The sequence below is a fragment of the Corynebacterium sp. LaCa_70 genome (assembly GCF_058182015.1).
This window is the reverse complement of record NZ_CP190914.1, coordinates 1,966,775-1,979,974: the sequence shown is the minus strand read 5'-3', so window position 1 is coordinate 1,979,974 and position 13,200 is coordinate 1,966,775. Positions and strand designations below refer to the sequence as shown.

Below are 13,200 nucleotides of genomic sequence, written 5' to 3'. Positions count from 1 at the left end.
GCGATGAGTGACGTTATCACCAGCGCATCCGCCACTGCTCGGTACGTGCGTGTAACCCCAATGAAGGCACGTCGCGTCATCGACCTGGTGCGCGGAAAGTCAGTATCTGAAGCTCTAGCGATTCTGAAGTACGCTCCGCAGGCTGCTGCAAAGCCAGTAGCCAAGGTGGTTGCTTCGGCTGCCGCTAACGCAGAAAATAACTTCGGCCTGAACCCAAGCACATTGGTTGTCTCCGAGGCTTATGCCAACGAAGGTCCAACCATGCGTCGTTTCCAACCGCGTGCTCAGGGTCGTGCGTTCATGATCCGCAAGCGCACCAGCCACATCACTGTGGTAGTCGAAAGCCAGGAAGAAGGTGCCAAGTAAATGGGTAACAAGATCCATCCACACGGCCTACGTTTGGGTATTACCGCTAACTGGAATACCCACTGGTTTGCTGAAAAAGACTACGCAGACTACGTGGCCGAAGACATCAAGATCCGCAACTTCTTGTCCAAGGGACTTGAGCGTGCCGGCATCGCAGACGTCGTTATCGAGCGCACTCGCGACCGCGTCCGCGTAGACATCCACACTGCTCGTCCGGGCATCGTTATCGGCCGTCGTGGTGCCGAAGCTGACCGCATCCGCCGTGAGCTGGAGAAGCTGACCGGCAAGATGGTCGCGTTGAATATCCTCGAGGTCAAGCAAGTCGACGCCAACGCCACCTTGGTTGCCCAGTCGATCGCTGAGCAGCTCGTGAACCGCGTTGCCTTCCGTCGCGCTATGCGCAAGGCAATCCAGTCCGCGATGCGTCAGCCACAGGTCAAGGGCATCAAGGTAATGTGCTCCGGTCGTCTGGCCGGCGCTGACATGTCCCGCGTTGAGCGTTACCACGAAGGTCGCGTCCCTCTGCACACCTTGCGTGCAGAAATTGACTACGGCACCGCCGAAGCCCACACCACCTTTGGCCGCATCGGCATCAAAGTGTGGATCTACAAGGGCGACGTCGTCGGCGGCGTACGGGAATCCGAACTGAACGCACCATCCGAGCGTCGTGGCCGGGGCGATCGTCGTCCTCGCCGTGGTGGCCAGCGCCGCCAGCGCGCTCAGCAGAAGAAGGACTAAAGCATGCTTATTCCTAAGCGCGTGAAATTCCGTCGCCAGCACCGCCCGAAGCGTAGCGGTGTCTCCAAAGGCGGAAACCGCATCAACTTCGGTGACTACGCAATCCAGGCCCTCGAGCCGGCGTACGTGACCAACCGTCAGATTGAGTCTGCACGTATTGCGATCAACCGCCACGTCAAGCGTGGAGGTAAAGTGTGGATCAACATCTTCCCGGACCGTCCACTGACGCAAAAGCCACTCGGTGTACGTATGGGTTCCGGTAAGGGACCTGTCGAAAAGTGGGTTGCCAACGTCAAACCTGGCCGCGTACTTTTCGAAATGTCGTACCCGAACGAAGCAGTCGCGGTTGAGGCTCTGCGTCGTGCCAGCCAAAAGCTGCCATGCAAGGTCCGCATCATCAAGAAGGAGGACCAGCTCTAATGGCAACAGGTACCCCTGCATCTGAGTTCCGTGAGCTCGACGATAACGAGCTCAAGCAGCGTCTGAGTGACGCCAAGGAAGAACTTTTCAACTTGCGTTTCCAACTGGCTACCGGTCAGCTGACCAACAACCGTCGCATCGGCGTCGTCAAGCGTGACATTGCCCGCGTCTACACCGTGCTTCGTGAGCGTGAGTTGGGTATGACCGAGACTCCAGGAGCTGAGGCATAACTATGAGTGAGGCAACTGTGACAGATTCCACCAAGGGCCCTACCCCGAAGAAAGACAAGGAAAAGGGCGCCCGCAAGGTACGGATCGGCTACGTCGTATCTGACAAAATGCAAAAGACCATTGTCGTCGAGCTCGAGGACCGTAAGCAGCACGCACTGTACGGTAAGATCATGCGCTCGAACAGCAAGGTCAAGGCACACGATGAAGACGAAATTGCCGGCATCGGTGACCGCGTCCGCATCGTCGAGACTCGTCCGCTGTCCAAGGACAAGCACTACCGTCTCGCCGAGATCGTCGAAAAGGCTAAGTAGTCTGCATCTAGTTTTCGAACTAGTCTGAAGTCCCGGGTACGTATAATTGGCCCCGGTTCGCAACCCCCGTTTCCAATCAAAGGAAATCGGGGGTTTCGTTTGTAGCTGGCCCCCGGGTGCTAGGCTAGCCTTTGGTAAATAACAGCAGGGGAGCCTAATGAAAGGGTAAAATATGCACAAGTATCTCGGGACCAAGACAAAAGTGACTACAAGCTTGGCTGCATTGGCACTGCTTGCGGCTGGTTGTTCTAGTACGTCGGACTCAGCTTCTTCGAACCCGTCCGGTAGTGAGGAGGCGAAAAGCAGTGAGGCGACTTCCGAAGAACGCATCGCCGCTGTCGGTCTTGGCGATGCAGACACGGTATTGGCATTAGGCGAAACTCCGGTTGCTGTCGCGCCATGGGCGGGAGCTACGGACGCGGTTGGGCCATGGGCTGAAGATTTGTTGGGGGATAAGAAGCCAGCGGTTATTGAAGATACCTCGACGGGCTTCGATCAGCAGAAGATCGAAGCTATCGCGGCTACCGACCCGACAAAAATCATCGCGGTGAATCATGCGATCGACGACGAGACGAAAAAGAAGTTTGAATCGATTGCGCCAACCACAGTGCACTCGGAAGAAGACAAAGACTGGCAGATCCCGTGGGAAAAACAAGTAGAAACAATTGCCAAAGCTTTGGATAAGGAAGACGAAGGCCAAAAGCTGATCGACGATACCAACGAAGCTTTCGAAGAATTCCGAAAGTCTCATCCAGAGCTGCAAGGCAAGACCGCCGCAATCGCACTGCCATATGACAATCAGCTGAGTCTCTACACGTCGGGGGATGGTCGTGGTCAATTTATCGAGGACTTAGGTTTCGTCATCCCGGAAGAGTTACAAGACGCCGACGGTGAGTTCTACCGTACCATTGCACCAGAGAACTTTAGCGAGTATAACCAGGCTGACTACCTGTTCATCCTCGATTGGGAGGGCTCTGCCGACAAGATCAAGTCCCAAGAGGCCTTTCAAAACATTGACGCTGTGAAAAACGGCAACGTATATTACTTTGACGCACTCACTGGCACCGCCATGTCCTTGCCTAATCCGCTGACTATTCCGTACTCAATCAGCAAATTCGATGACAAGCTGAAGGAATCCAATAAATAGTCACAAGCCAAAAGTTCTCATGGGCTAGCTGACTTGGGGGGATGCGGACGTCTTGTTAGCTTTGCGCACAACGCCGCGCGTACCTTAGTGGTCACGCGCTCGTTTTTGGTAAGCGGCCTACCGACTGGCCCGCGGATCGGTGGGGCATACCATCGGTGTGCCCGTGACAGGGTCGGGAACTACCTGTGCAGCGAGCCCAAAAACCTCTTCAATCAACTCGGAATTGACCACGTCGCTTGGTGCTCCGGTGGTGACAACCGCACCGTCTTTCACGACGATGAGATGATCGGCGTAACGTGCTGCCTGGTTCAAATCATGCAGCACCGCGACGATGGTTTTTCCTTGTTCATGGAAATCCCGCAATAGTTCCAAGAGTTCGTACTGGTGCGCAATATCCAAAAATGTGGTGGGTTCATCCAACAGCATGATCGGCGTCTGCTGTGCCAACAACATAGCAATCCACACTCGTTGGCGTTGCCCACCGGATAATTCCGAGACTAACTTGCCAGATATATCCGTGAGGCGAGTCGCGGATAAAGCATCGGCTACTGCCTGTTCATCGTTAGCGTCCCACTGCCGAAATAAACTCTGGTACGGTGCGCGTCCGCGCGCGACCAGATCGGCGACGCGAATCCCGTCCGGGGCAGTAGAAGATTGCGGCAATAACCCTAATTGCTGCGCCACGTGTTTGGCGGGGAGGTCAGTAATTGCCGTGCCGTCCAGCAAAACCTGGCCCTCTGAAGGAGTGAGCACCCGTGAACAAGCGCGCAGCAATGTTGATTTGCCGCAGCCATTCGGACCGATGATGGCGGTAAAAGACTGATGGGGGATATCGACGTTAACCCCACGCGAAATTGTTGCGGTTTCATAACCCACGGTGGCGTCAACGATGCGGAGCCGTGGTTCGGGTTGTGCGGTGTTCATAGTCTAGGTTCTCGCTTTTCGTCGCGGTTGGCGATGTAATGATTACGGGGTTGAGCGATTATGGGGTCTGGTGATTACTCGGATTGGTGCGCTCAGCCTCCTCTGCAGCCGCTCTGCTACGCAGCCGTCTGGCCGGGCAGCCTTCAAACGCCCGGAGATGTTTAGCCGGTTCCATAGCGGCGGGTGGACTCGCGCAGTAGCAGCCAGAGCATGTACAAGCCACCGATAACTACGGTGATAAGCCCGACGGGGATTTGTCGGTAGAACGTCGCGATGACCAGCGATAATATGTGCGCTCCGGTGAGCAGGGTAGCCCCCATGGCGGCCGCGCCCAGTAAGGACACCCCGGCTGTGCGCATGATGCGCCGGGCGATTTGCGGTGCCACCAGCGCAATAAATGAGATCGGCCCCGCGGCTGCCGTGACTAAGGCGGTGGTAGCAACGCCAATCACGATCAACCCCAGCCGTGCGCGATTAACTGCAAATCCCTGGGTGGTTGCCGCGTCGTCGCCTAGCTCCAGGTGCCGCAAGGCACGGGAGTATCCGGCGGCGGCAATGACGACAATGATGCCCAGGAGCATCGTCGGCACGAGCCCCTGCCACGTGACTTTCGTAATGGATCCGGCCGCCCAAAAACCAACTTGGATGCCTTCTTCCACATCGGCGCGGGTGATCAGATACGAATTGATCGATGTCAGCATTGCCGAAACACCAATGCCGACGATGATCAGCCGAAACCCCTGCACACCCTTGCGCCAGGCCAATAGGTACACCACCAGGGCTGTGATGATCCCGCCGACGATGGACGCACCGGCAATTGCCCAAAAATTACTCGTGCCGACGACGAGCATGGTGATCACCACGGCTGTATAAGCACCAGCATCGAAGCCGATGACATCCGGCGACCCTAGCGGGTTGCGGGTCAGCGATTGGAAAATTGCTCCACCGACGCCGAGCAATGCGCCGAAGGCGACTGCGGCCACGGCGATGGGCAGGCGCCATTCGCGCACGATCGTGGAATCGAAGCCACCGCCCCGGCTGAACAATGCACTGAATACCTCGCCAAGGCTTAAAGGGTATTCCCCGAGCGTGATAGCCGCGACGGCACCAATGAGCGCGAGCAGCAGCAATCCCAGTGCGGTGACCAGGACGCGCGTCGGAAAGTGCAACGAGACCCACCGATTGCGGATAACCAGTCGTCGGTAGCCGTGCGTGACTTCCGGGAGCACCGTGCCGCTGTAGGGTGCGTCGTTGTGAGATGACTTGTTGTGGGGTGTGCCGTGTGTTGCTGGGGTGTTGTCTGCGCTCATAGTCCACTCGCTTTCCGACGCCGTACCAGCATGATCAGTACCGGTGCGCCCAGCACTGCGGTGACGATGCCTACTTCAATTTCGCTGGGGCGCGCGATGATGCGCCCGATGATATCGGCCGCTAGTACCAACACTGGGGCTGCTAAGGCGGAGTACAGCAGAATCCATCGTTGGTCTGGTCCGACGATCCAACGCACGACGTGAGGCACCATCAGTCCTACGAAGGCCAACCCACCGGTCAGTGCAGTGGCACCACCGGCGAGCAAGGTGATTGCGATGATGCCAAGCACGCGGGTACGCACGATTTTGGTGCCGAGAGCAGAGGCGAGGTCGTCGCCAAGCGCAATGGAATTTAACGATGGGGAAATCGCCAAAGCAACCACCAGACCGGCGGCAAGAAAGGGGGCGACCAGTGCGGTATCGGCAAGCTCTGCCCGGGCGACCGAGCCCAATCCCCAGCTGCGGATGGCTTGGAAGGTGTTGGGGTCGAGCAAAGTGAGAAACTGTGTGACGCCGGATAACACCGCGGCAAGGGCGACGCCGGCGAGCACCAGGGTGGCGGGGTTGGCTTTTCCGTTGGCGCCGAGTGCGGCTCCGGAACCGATGAAATACACCACCGCGGTGGTCACGGCCGCGCCGAGGAATGCGAACCAGATATAGCCGCTGATGCTGGTCAAGCCAAAAAATCCGACACCAATGGTCACGGCAAAACCCGCACCGGCGTTGACACCGAGGATGCCTGGATCGGCGAGTGGATTGCGGGTTAAGGCTTGGATGAGGGCGCCCGCCACGCCGAATGCCGCGCCAGTAATGACTGCGACGACGGTGCGGGGGATGCGCAGTGTCCACACGATGATCGCGGCTTCGGAATTGTCATGGGCGAGCAGGCCGTCCCATACTTCGCGCACGGGTAACGGGTTGGCCCCGAGGGCGAGGCTGATGCACACCGTGGCAGCCATGGCGATAAGGATCAGCAGCATGCCCAGTGTGCGCCGTGCAAAAAGTGCAGGTGCCTGCATGGACCATCCTTCGTTGTGAGGAGTCACTAGTGAACCCGGTGAAACATTTCTTCCAAAAGGGGAGCCTACCCTTTAATTAGAGAATAAGCCATGCCTAGGCTATCGGGGCTGTCGGCAGCTACCGGTTTCTTTTCGGCTTCCCCGCAATCGTTCCTGTTCGGGGGTAGAAATGAGCACCTCATCACTTTGTTTGATGTAGTTCACTTCTGTGTGATGCGTGGCAACTCCAGCACATTGTCCAGATCCCTCGCGTGATCAGCTCAAGCTTAGGTTGGAAGAAGAATTCCAAATCGTTGATCGCATGAGACGCGCACTGGGTCGATTACCTCGTCGAATGCCATGTTGACCCTCCGCATTTCCGGTGATGGCGGGCATTCTGCACGCCCGCACATGACGCAGGATGTCATCCATGCGATGGCGGTGGTCATCACTGGTGTGAATGCTGCCTTGGACCGACGCTTGGATGCCCGAGATGCCACCGTGCTGACGTGGGGGCGTGTCGAAGGTGGGGTAGCGGGTAACGCGATTCCTGCGACCGTAGAATTGCAGGGCACCCTGCGGAGCGCCTCGGTAGAAGTCTGGGAACGTGCCGAGGAGCTAGTGCGCGAGATCATCGGTGGTTTGCTCGCTGCTTATGGCATCGACTGGGACCTGGAATGGATCCAAGGCGTACCACCGGTTGATAACGACGGGAAATCCAATACCGCGTTCAACCGGGCCGCGGCGGCATTGGATGGTGATCTTGAGATCGTTGGCACGCCGCAATCCAGTGGTGGAGAAGATTTTGCGTGGTATCTGCGCGACGTGCCCGGGGCGATGGCGCGTTTGGGTACCTGGGATGGCAAAGGCGATAAGCAGGATTTACACCAGCCAGATTTCAACCCGGATGAGCGGGCGCTGATATTGGGGACCAAGCTGTTTACTGCTGCCGCGTTGGATTGGCACCCAGAGAACCGGGACGACAGTCTGGCTTGAACAATCGCCACAGCTTGTGGTTGAATAGCAGGGTTGCCGATGCTGGTCGGCGTGTTTGTGGTGCGTTTCCGAATCACAACCGCCGAGACCCTTCGACCGCCACCGACACCAGTTAATTGCATGAATTTCAGTTAACCGCCGGTGGTGTGTTCGTCGACAAGCATCAGGTAGCTGCAAGAACAAGACCGAGTGCGATCAGGACGGAAATCTTTTCGCACATAAATCCAGGTCAGGAGACCAACTGTGATTCAACAAGAATCGCGCCTGAAGGTCGCCGACAACTCCGGTGCACGAGAAATTCTCGTCATCCGGGCTCTCGGCGGATCCGTGCGACGCTTCGCAGGCATTGGTGACATTGTTGTCGCTACTGTCAAAGAAGCAGTCCCAGGTGGAAACGTGAAAGAGGGTGACGTCGTTCGCGCCGTCATCGTTCGCGCAAAGAAGGAAACCCGTCGTCCAGACGGCTCCTACATTGCTTTCGACGAAAACGCTGCTGTCATTCTTCGTTCCAACGATAATGACCCACGCGGTACCCGTATCTTCGGGCCTGTCGCTCGTGAGCTGCGTGAGAAGAAGTTCATGAAGATTGTTTCTCTCGCACCGGAGGTGATCTAGGTGAAGGTACATAAGGGCGATATGGTCCAGGTCATTTCGGGCCCAGATAAGGGCGCGCAAGGCAAGGTCATTGAGGCATACCCAAAGACCAACAAGGTTTTGGTTGAGGGCGTCAACCGCATCAAGAAGCACGTTGCGAACTCCGCGCCGGAGCGTGGCGCTGAGTCTGGCGGAATCGTTACCCAGGAAGCACCAATCCACGTCTCGAACGTCGCGGTGCTCGATTCTGACGGTAACCCAACTCGCGTTGGCTACCGCTTTGACGAGAACGGCAAGAAAGTCCGCATTGCTCGTCGCAACGGGAAGGATATTTAAGGCATGAGCGACAACTACACTCCACGTCTGAAAACCCGTTACCGCGACGAAATCAAGAACAAGCTGAATGACGAATTCTCCTACGAGAACGTCATGGAGATCCCTGGTGTTGTCAAGGTTGTTGTCAACATGGGTGTTGGCGATGCTGCTCGCGACTCCAAGCTGATCAACGGTGCGGTTGAGGACCTGACTCTGATTACCGGTCAGAAGCCACAGCTGCGTCGCGCAAAGAAGTCCATCGCGAACTTCAAGCTGCGTGAAGGCATGCCAATCGGCGTACGCGTCACCATGCGCGGCGACCGTATGTGGGAGTTCCTGGATCGTCTGCTGACCATCGCGTTGCCACGTATTCGTGACTTCCGCGGCTTGTCCGATCAGCAGTTCGACGGCCACGGCAATTACACCTTCGGCCTGTCCGAGCAGACGATGTTCTACGAGATCGATATCGACAAGGTAGATCGTCCACGTGGTATGGACATCACCGTTGTCACCAGCGCTACCAACGACGATGAAGGTCGTGCGCTGCTTCGTGAACTGGGATTCCCGTTCAAGAAGTAGGTATGTAGGACTGAATAAGTCTGTTTGTTAAGTACTTTAACCCCTTCGGCATGAAACCGGAGGGGTTAAAGTCATTTTTTGGTGTCCTTGGTTTGTTTTCTTCTTGGGAAGAAATACCATGCAGCAAGAAAAGCGATGAGGCTGGGGATGACGGCGATGATTAATTCAGAAGAATCACGTATGAAGTACAACAACCATTGAAAAAGCCCGAACAGCAGCATGGCTGTAAAAACGGATCCAATCATCCCGCCGCTTTTTATCTCTTGTCACCACAGTACGCGTACCTGCTTATCGTGCCAGTGCAATGGCAACCTGCTACGCAATGGATCTGGCGGTGTATTGTCAAATTAATCATCTGCGTGTTTTGCTAGAATGGCCCCAATTGCTATTTAGAGTGGTAATACACGAAACCTACAAGGAGCCAATAACTATGTCTACAATCCCAAGCATTCTTCTCCGCGCTATCCCAGGTGCACTTATCGCTGATTCGGGCATTTCCAAGTTAGGTATGGATGCAGAGTCGTCGAAAGGTCTGCAGGACTTTGCTGCTACGGGCATCCCTCAGGTAAAGGAACTGCCATCCGATAAATTTGGCACTATCATCGGTGCTTCCGAAGTTGCCGTCGGTGGTGCGCTGTTGGCTCCATTCGTTTCTAACCGCCTTGCCGGTCTCGCACTGACCACCTTTGGCGCCGGCTTGTTGAGCATTTACTTCCGTAACGACGACATGACCCGCGAGGATGGCATCCGCCCATCTCAGGATGGCATGTCTATCGCGAAGGACTCCATGATGGTGGCGATTGGCACCGGGCTGATCGCTCTGGACCAGCAGGATCGCATCTCGGGTGCACTGCAGGATCGGAAGATCGCCAAGGCAGAAAAGAAAGCTGCCAAGAAGGCGGCACGAAAGGCTAAGAAAGACGCCAAGAAGAACTCCTAAAATTAATTTCCCGGTGAAATTGGCATTTGGAATCGGTTAGCCGTTCTAGCGGTTGGCCGAATCGCCCCAATCCTGCTAGGGTTGGGGCGTCTTGTGCTTTTTGGGATACGTGTGCCTAAAACCACGATCCGAAAACAGATAGTGCGTCGATGTGATAACTCCTTCTGGCGTTTATTCTGTGCGCACAGACTTGTAAGTTTTTCCTACGTTTGTTGTAGGCCCCTCGCCATCATGGCGACCGAGCTTCATCGAGGTAGCGAGCGATCATGCTATTGAGCATGGGAGCGCCGAGTTGCCCAAAACAGCCCGGTAACGCCCTAAGGTGAGTTTGGGAACCGCAACGAGAAAGGTTCAAGGTCACCGCATGACCATGACTGACCCGATTGCAGACATGCTCTCACGGGTGCGCAACGCTAACCATGCGCAGCACGACACCGTGTCCATGCCTGCATCCAAGATCAAGGCGAATATCGCTGGAATCCTGAAGCAAGAAGGCTACATCACTGACTTTTCCGTCGAAGGTGAGAAGGCTAAGAAGACCCTGTCTTTGGAGCTGAAGTACAACAACCGCGAGCGCGCCCTGTCCGGTTTGCGCCGCGTTTCCAAGCCTGGTCTGCGTGTCTACGCCAAGGCAACGGAACTTCCTAAGGTCCTGGGCGGACTGGGTGTGGCTATCATTTCCACCTCCCACGGCCTATTGACGGACCGCGAGGCTGAGCAGAAAGGCGTAGGCGGAGAAGTCATCGCCTACGTCTGGTAAGGGAAGGGTGATTATTAATGTCACGAGTTGGTTTGGCACCAATCGCCGTCCCTAGCGGCGTCGAGGTAAAAATCGATGGCCAGAACGTTTCCGTCAAGGGGCCAAAGGGCACCTTGCAGGTTGATGTTCCAGAGCCAATTTCCATCGTCCAAGAAGACCGCGAACTCCGTGTTTCTCGCCCGGATGACCACCGTAAAAACCGTTCTCTGCACGGTTTGGCACGTTCCTTGGTGAACAACTGCGTGGTCGGTGTAACCGAGGGCTACGAAATCAAGATGGAAATCCACGGTGTTGGTTACCGTGTCCAGCAAAAGGGCAAGGATCTCGAGTTCGCTTTGGGCTACTCGCACCCTGTGCCGGTGAAAGCTGATGAAGGCATCACCTTCGCTGTGGACGGCAACACCAAGTTCTCTATCTCTGGTATCGACAAGCAACAGGTTGGCCAAGTTGCGGCGAACATCCGTCGCCTGCGTAAGCACGATCCTTACAAGGGTAAGGGCATTCGCTACGTCGGCGAACAGGTACGTCGCAAGGTCGGAAAGACGGGTAAGTAAGCAATGTCTAATTCTGAAAACACCAAGCGCACCCCGGTCGGTAAGGATATTTCCTCCCGCCGTCGTGAAGCACGTGCCCGCCGTCATTTCCGTATTCGCAAGACGCTGCGTGGAACCCCACAGACCCCACGTTTGGTCGTTCACCGCACGGCGCGCCACCTGCACGCTCAGCTGATCGACGATCTCGCTGGTCACACCCTGGCTGCGGCCTCCACCATGGAGATCCGCGACGCCGAGGGTGACAAGAAGGCACGTGGTGCCGAGGTTGGCAAGCTGATCGCACAGCGTGCCCAAGAAGCAGGCATCGAAGCAGTTGTTTTTGACCGTGCCGGTTACAAATACCACGGCCGCGTTGCTGCTTTCGCTGATGCCGCACGTGAAGGTGGTCTGAAGTTCTAATGATCAACGCAGTTGCACACACCAACGGAAAGGACGCGTAATGTCGGATCGTGATCAGCGCGACGGCGGACGCTCCGCCGACAACAAGAAGAACGATCGCAACAATCGTCGTAACGATCGTCGCAACCAGGACAACGAGCGCGATAAATACATCGAGCGCGTCGTAGCCATCAACCGGGTTTCCAAGACCGTCAAGGGTGGCCGCAATATGAGCTTCACCGCTCTGGTCATCGTCGGTGACGGCGAAGGTATGGTCGGTGTTGGCTACGGCAAGGCCAAGGAAGTTCCAGCCGCAATCCAGAAAGGCGCAGAAGAAGCACGCAAGAACTTCTTCCGCGTCCCAATGATTGGCGGAACCATCACTCACCCAGTACAGGGTGAAGATGCAGCCGGTGTCGTCATGTTGAAGCCAGCTGCACCCGGTACCGGTGTCATCGCCGGTGGTGCCGCGCGTCCAGTTCTGGAGTGCGCCGGCGTCCAGGACATCCTGTCCAAGTCGCTGGGTTCGGATAACGCTCTGAACGTCGTCCGCGCCACCGTGGACGGCCTGAAACAGCTGGTGCGCCCAGAGGAAGTTGCTGCACGTCGTGGCAAGTCCGTCGAAGAGGTTACCCCAGCCCGTATGCTGCGCGCTCGCGCAGGACAGGAGGCATAAACCATGGCTCTGAAGATTACGCAAACACGTGGCCTGGTCGGCACCACGCCGAATCAGAAGGCCAACATGGAAGCACTGGGCCTCAAGCGCATTCGCCACTCTGTTGTCCAGAAGGACACCCCGGCGATCCGTGGCATCATTCAGAAGGTGCGCCACCTGGTCACCGTCGAAGAAGTGGCAGGGGAGTAGATATACCATGAGCGATATCATCAAGCTGCACGATTTGCGCCCGGAAAAGGGTGCAAACAAGGCAAAACGCCGCGTCGGTCGCGGTGAAGGCGGTAAGCGCGGTAAGACTGCCGGTCGCGGTACCAAGGGTACTAAGGCACGTAAGCAGGTAGCGGCAAACTTTGAGGGTGGCCAGATGCCAATCCAGATGCGTTTGCCGAAGCTGCGTGGCTTCAAGAACCCAAACAAGGTTGTCTTCCAGGTTGTCAATGTTTCTGACCTGGAAAAGACCTTCCCACAGGGCGGCGACATTACCGTCGTTGACCTTGTCAACAATGGTCTGGTTCGCAAGAACCAACCAGTCAAGGTGCTGGGCAACGGCGAGATCTCTGTAAAGATCAACGTCACTGCTCAGAAGTTCTCTAAGTCGGCTGTCGAGAAAATCGAAGCCGCTGGAGGCTCCACCAACAAAGCTTAAGCGGTTGGTGCACGAGCACTCCGTGCTGTGATAGTCGTAGCCCCTGGTTCCTGCTGATGCAGGTGCCAGGGGTTTTCGCCTACCTAGGGCTGCATGGTTGGAAGCGAGATTATCGATGAACGTGTGCGGCCTACCCTTACAGCTGACTATTTTTCCTGTAAAACACTAAGGTTGTCCTATTGCACACGCCTGAAAGTGTTTTCAGTTGCTGATGACTGGTAGGCTACTAAGGTCACGCGTACATGTGCGCGCGCTGGCGCTTGAGCGTGGATGTTGAGAGGCCGCGCGCAGGCGCTCACTAATGAAGAAAATATCGGT

Annotated in this window: 21 protein-coding genes; 17 read left to right on the top strand and 4 right to left on the bottom strand. The window is 56.3% G+C overall.

Translation table 11 applies throughout. The features are described from left to right. Window positions 1-3: 3 nt before the first annotated feature. From rplV to ACP8MI_RS09040, 6 genes are all read left to right on the top strand, one after another. Complete coding sequence (gene rplV, locus ACP8MI_RS09065; protein WP_018121302.1) at window positions 4-366, top strand: 50S ribosomal protein L22; 363 nt, start codon at window positions 4-6, stop codon at window positions 364-366. Then, the gene (gene rpsC, locus ACP8MI_RS09060) at window positions 367-1,104 is read left to right on the top strand and encodes a 30S ribosomal protein S3 (RefSeq protein ID WP_018121301.1); all 738 of its coding nucleotides are present in this window, start codon (window positions 367-369) and stop codon (window positions 1,102-1,104) included. A gap of 3 nt (window positions 1,105-1,107) precedes the next feature. After that, window positions 1,108-1,524, top strand: a complete 417-nt coding sequence (gene rplP, locus ACP8MI_RS09055; RefSeq protein WP_018121300.1) for a 50S ribosomal protein L16 — start codon at window positions 1,108-1,110, stop codon at window positions 1,522-1,524. Next, complete coding sequence (gene rpmC / locus ACP8MI_RS09050) at window positions 1,524-1,754, top strand: 50S ribosomal protein L29 (RefSeq protein WP_018121299.1); 231 nt, start codon at window positions 1,524-1,526, stop codon at window positions 1,752-1,754. The genes rplP and rpmC overlap by 1 nt, the downstream gene beginning before the upstream one ends. 2 nt (window positions 1,755-1,756) lie before the next feature. Then, window positions 1,757-2,065, top strand: coding sequence for a 30S ribosomal protein S17 (gene rpsQ, locus ACP8MI_RS09045; protein WP_049148420.1), 309 nt, complete (start codon window positions 1,757-1,759; stop codon window positions 2,063-2,065). Window positions 2,066-2,237: 172 nt separating this feature from the next. After that, window positions 2,238-3,212, top strand: a complete 975-nt coding sequence (locus ACP8MI_RS09040) for an iron-siderophore ABC transporter substrate-binding protein (RefSeq protein WP_049167372.1) — start codon at window positions 2,238-2,240, stop codon at window positions 3,210-3,212. Window positions 3,213-3,329: 117 nt separating this feature from the next. Here the strand turns inward: ACP8MI_RS09040 and ACP8MI_RS09035 are convergent, their stop codons facing one another. The 3 genes from ACP8MI_RS09035 to ACP8MI_RS09025 form a co-directional block, all read right to left on the bottom strand. Beyond that, entirely contained in the window at window positions 3,330-4,136 is an 807-nt protein-coding gene (locus ACP8MI_RS09035) for an ABC transporter ATP-binding protein (RefSeq protein ID WP_049148423.1), read from the bottom strand. A gap of 161 nt (window positions 4,137-4,297) precedes the next feature. After that, window positions 4,298-5,446, bottom strand: coding sequence for a FecCD family ABC transporter permease (locus tag ACP8MI_RS09030; RefSeq protein WP_239211969.1), 1,149 nt, complete (start codon window positions 5,444-5,446; stop codon window positions 4,298-4,300). Next, window positions 5,443-6,465: a FecCD family ABC transporter permease gene (locus tag ACP8MI_RS09025; RefSeq protein ID WP_049148426.1), complete on the bottom strand. Its 1,023-nt coding sequence runs from the start codon at window positions 6,463-6,465 to the stop codon at window positions 5,443-5,445. Before ACP8MI_RS09025 ends, ACP8MI_RS09030 begins: the two co-directional genes overlap by 4 nt. 339 nt (window positions 6,466-6,804) lie before the next feature. Between ACP8MI_RS09025 and ACP8MI_RS09020 the strand changes: the two genes are divergently transcribed. From ACP8MI_RS09020 to rplE, 4 genes are all read left to right on the top strand, one after another. Then, window positions 6,805-7,440 (top strand): M20/M25/M40 family metallo-hydrolase, encoded by a 636-nt coding sequence (locus tag ACP8MI_RS09020; RefSeq protein ID WP_053084877.1) that lies wholly within the window; start codon window positions 6,805-6,807, stop codon window positions 7,438-7,440. Window positions 7,441-7,683: 243 nt separating this feature from the next. Then, window positions 7,684-8,055: a 50S ribosomal protein L14 gene (gene rplN, locus ACP8MI_RS09015; RefSeq protein WP_018121291.1), complete on the top strand. Its 372-nt coding sequence runs from the start codon at window positions 7,684-7,686 to the stop codon at window positions 8,053-8,055. Beyond that, a complete protein-coding gene (rplX, locus tag ACP8MI_RS09010) occupies window positions 8,056-8,370 on the top strand; it encodes a 50S ribosomal protein L24 (RefSeq protein WP_018121290.1) in 315 nt (104 codons plus the stop codon). Between the two features lie 3 nt (window positions 8,371-8,373). Continuing rightward, entirely contained in the window at window positions 8,374-8,928 is a 555-nt protein-coding gene (gene rplE, locus ACP8MI_RS09005; RefSeq protein ID WP_023018966.1) for a 50S ribosomal protein L5, read from the top strand. 71 nt (window positions 8,929-8,999) lie between these two features. On the opposite strand, the gene ACP8MI_RS09000 is transcribed toward rplE, so the two are convergent. Then, a complete protein-coding gene (locus ACP8MI_RS09000) occupies window positions 9,000-9,173 on the bottom strand; it encodes a hypothetical protein (protein WP_239211971.1) in 174 nt (57 codons plus the stop codon). Window positions 9,174-9,358: 185 nt separating this feature from the next. On the opposite strand from ACP8MI_RS09000, the gene ACP8MI_RS08995 reads away from it, so the two are divergent. The 7 genes from ACP8MI_RS08995 to rplO all read left to right on the top strand — a co-directional run bounded on the left by ACP8MI_RS08995 (window position 9,359) and on the right by rplO (window position 12,882). Next, window positions 9,359-9,868 carry a hypothetical protein gene (locus ACP8MI_RS08995; protein ID WP_049148429.1) on the top strand — a complete coding sequence of 170 codons (510 nt, stop codon included), beginning with the start codon at window positions 9,359-9,361 and terminating at the stop codon, window positions 9,866-9,868. Between the two features lie 364 nt (window positions 9,869-10,232). Further along, window positions 10,233-10,628 (top strand): 30S ribosomal protein S8, encoded by a 396-nt coding sequence (gene rpsH / locus ACP8MI_RS08990; RefSeq protein ID WP_018121286.1) that lies wholly within the window; start codon window positions 10,233-10,235, stop codon window positions 10,626-10,628. Between the two features lie 17 nt (window positions 10,629-10,645). Continuing rightward, window positions 10,646-11,182 carry a 50S ribosomal protein L6 gene (gene rplF / locus ACP8MI_RS08985; RefSeq protein WP_049148431.1) on the top strand — a complete coding sequence of 179 codons (537 nt, stop codon included), beginning with the start codon at window positions 10,646-10,648 and terminating at the stop codon, window positions 11,180-11,182. A gap of 3 nt (window positions 11,183-11,185) precedes the next feature. Further along, window positions 11,186-11,581 carry a 50S ribosomal protein L18 gene (gene rplR, locus ACP8MI_RS08980; protein WP_018121284.1) on the top strand — a complete coding sequence of 132 codons (396 nt, stop codon included), beginning with the start codon at window positions 11,186-11,188 and terminating at the stop codon, window positions 11,579-11,581. 40 nt (window positions 11,582-11,621) lie between these two features. Further along, window positions 11,622-12,236 carry a 30S ribosomal protein S5 gene (gene rpsE / locus ACP8MI_RS08975; RefSeq protein ID WP_018121283.1) on the top strand — a complete coding sequence of 205 codons (615 nt, stop codon included), beginning with the start codon at window positions 11,622-11,624 and terminating at the stop codon, window positions 12,234-12,236. A gap of 3 nt (window positions 12,237-12,239) precedes the next feature. Further along, window positions 12,240-12,425, top strand: coding sequence for a 50S ribosomal protein L30 (gene rpmD / locus ACP8MI_RS08970; RefSeq protein ID WP_018121282.1), 186 nt, complete (start codon window positions 12,240-12,242; stop codon window positions 12,423-12,425). 7 nt (window positions 12,426-12,432) lie between these two features. Next, window positions 12,433-12,882: a 50S ribosomal protein L15 gene (gene rplO, locus ACP8MI_RS08965; protein ID WP_239211972.1), complete on the top strand. Its 450-nt coding sequence runs from the start codon at window positions 12,433-12,435 to the stop codon at window positions 12,880-12,882. Window positions 12,883-13,200 lie beyond the last annotated feature (318 nt).

Excerpts from the sequence above, each read along its gene's own strand:
- rpsE (WP_018121283.1), top strand. The coding sequence starts at position 11,622 with ATGTCGGATCGTGATCAGCGCGACGGCGGACGCTCCGCCGACAACAAG.
- ACP8MI_RS08995 (WP_049148429.1), top strand. The coding sequence starts at position 9,359 with ATGTCTACAATCCCAAGCATTCTTCTCCGCGCTATCCCAGGTGCACTT.
- ACP8MI_RS09000 (WP_239211971.1), bottom strand. The coding sequence starts at position 9,173 with ATGATTGGATCCGTTTTTACAGCCATGCTGCTGTTCGGGCTTTTTCAA.
- rplP (WP_018121300.1), top strand. The coding sequence starts at position 1,108 with ATGCTTATTCCTAAGCGCGTGAAATTCCGTCGCCAGCACCGCCCGAAG.
- ACP8MI_RS09035 (WP_049148423.1), bottom strand. The coding sequence starts at position 4,136 with ATGAACACCGCACAACCCGAACCACGGCTCCGCATCGTTGACGCCACC.
- ACP8MI_RS09040 (WP_049167372.1), top strand. The coding sequence starts at position 2,238 with ATGCACAAGTATCTCGGGACCAAGACAAAAGTGACTACAAGCTTGGCT.
- ACP8MI_RS09030 (WP_239211969.1), bottom strand. The coding sequence starts at position 5,446 with ATGAGCGCAGACAACACCCCAGCAACACACGGCACACCCCACAACAAG.
- ACP8MI_RS09025 (WP_049148426.1), bottom strand. The coding sequence starts at position 6,465 with ATGCAGGCACCTGCACTTTTTGCACGGCGCACACTGGGCATGCTGCTG.
- rpsC (WP_018121301.1), top strand. The coding sequence starts at position 367 with ATGGGTAACAAGATCCATCCACACGGCCTACGTTTGGGTATTACCGCT.
- rplO (WP_239211972.1), top strand. The coding sequence starts at position 12,433 with ATGAGCGATATCATCAAGCTGCACGATTTGCGCCCGGAAAAGGGTGCA.
- rpmC (WP_018121299.1), top strand. The coding sequence starts at position 1,524 with ATGGCAACAGGTACCCCTGCATCTGAGTTCCGTGAGCTCGACGATAAC.
- rplV (WP_018121302.1), top strand. The coding sequence starts at position 4 with ATGAGTGACGTTATCACCAGCGCATCCGCCACTGCTCGGTACGTGCGT.
- rpsQ (WP_049148420.1), top strand. The coding sequence starts at position 1,757 with ATGAGTGAGGCAACTGTGACAGATTCCACCAAGGGCCCTACCCCGAAG.
- rpsH (WP_018121286.1), top strand. The coding sequence starts at position 10,233 with ATGACCATGACTGACCCGATTGCAGACATGCTCTCACGGGTGCGCAAC.
- rplR (WP_018121284.1), top strand. The coding sequence starts at position 11,186 with ATGTCTAATTCTGAAAACACCAAGCGCACCCCGGTCGGTAAGGATATT.
- rpmD (WP_018121282.1), top strand. The coding sequence starts at position 12,240 with ATGGCTCTGAAGATTACGCAAACACGTGGCCTGGTCGGCACCACGCCG.
- rplF (WP_049148431.1), top strand. The coding sequence starts at position 10,646 with ATGTCACGAGTTGGTTTGGCACCAATCGCCGTCCCTAGCGGCGTCGAG.
- ACP8MI_RS09020 (WP_053084877.1), top strand. The coding sequence starts at position 6,805 with ATGTTGACCCTCCGCATTTCCGGTGATGGCGGGCATTCTGCACGCCCG.
- rplE (WP_023018966.1), top strand. The coding sequence starts at position 8,374 with ATGAGCGACAACTACACTCCACGTCTGAAAACCCGTTACCGCGACGAA.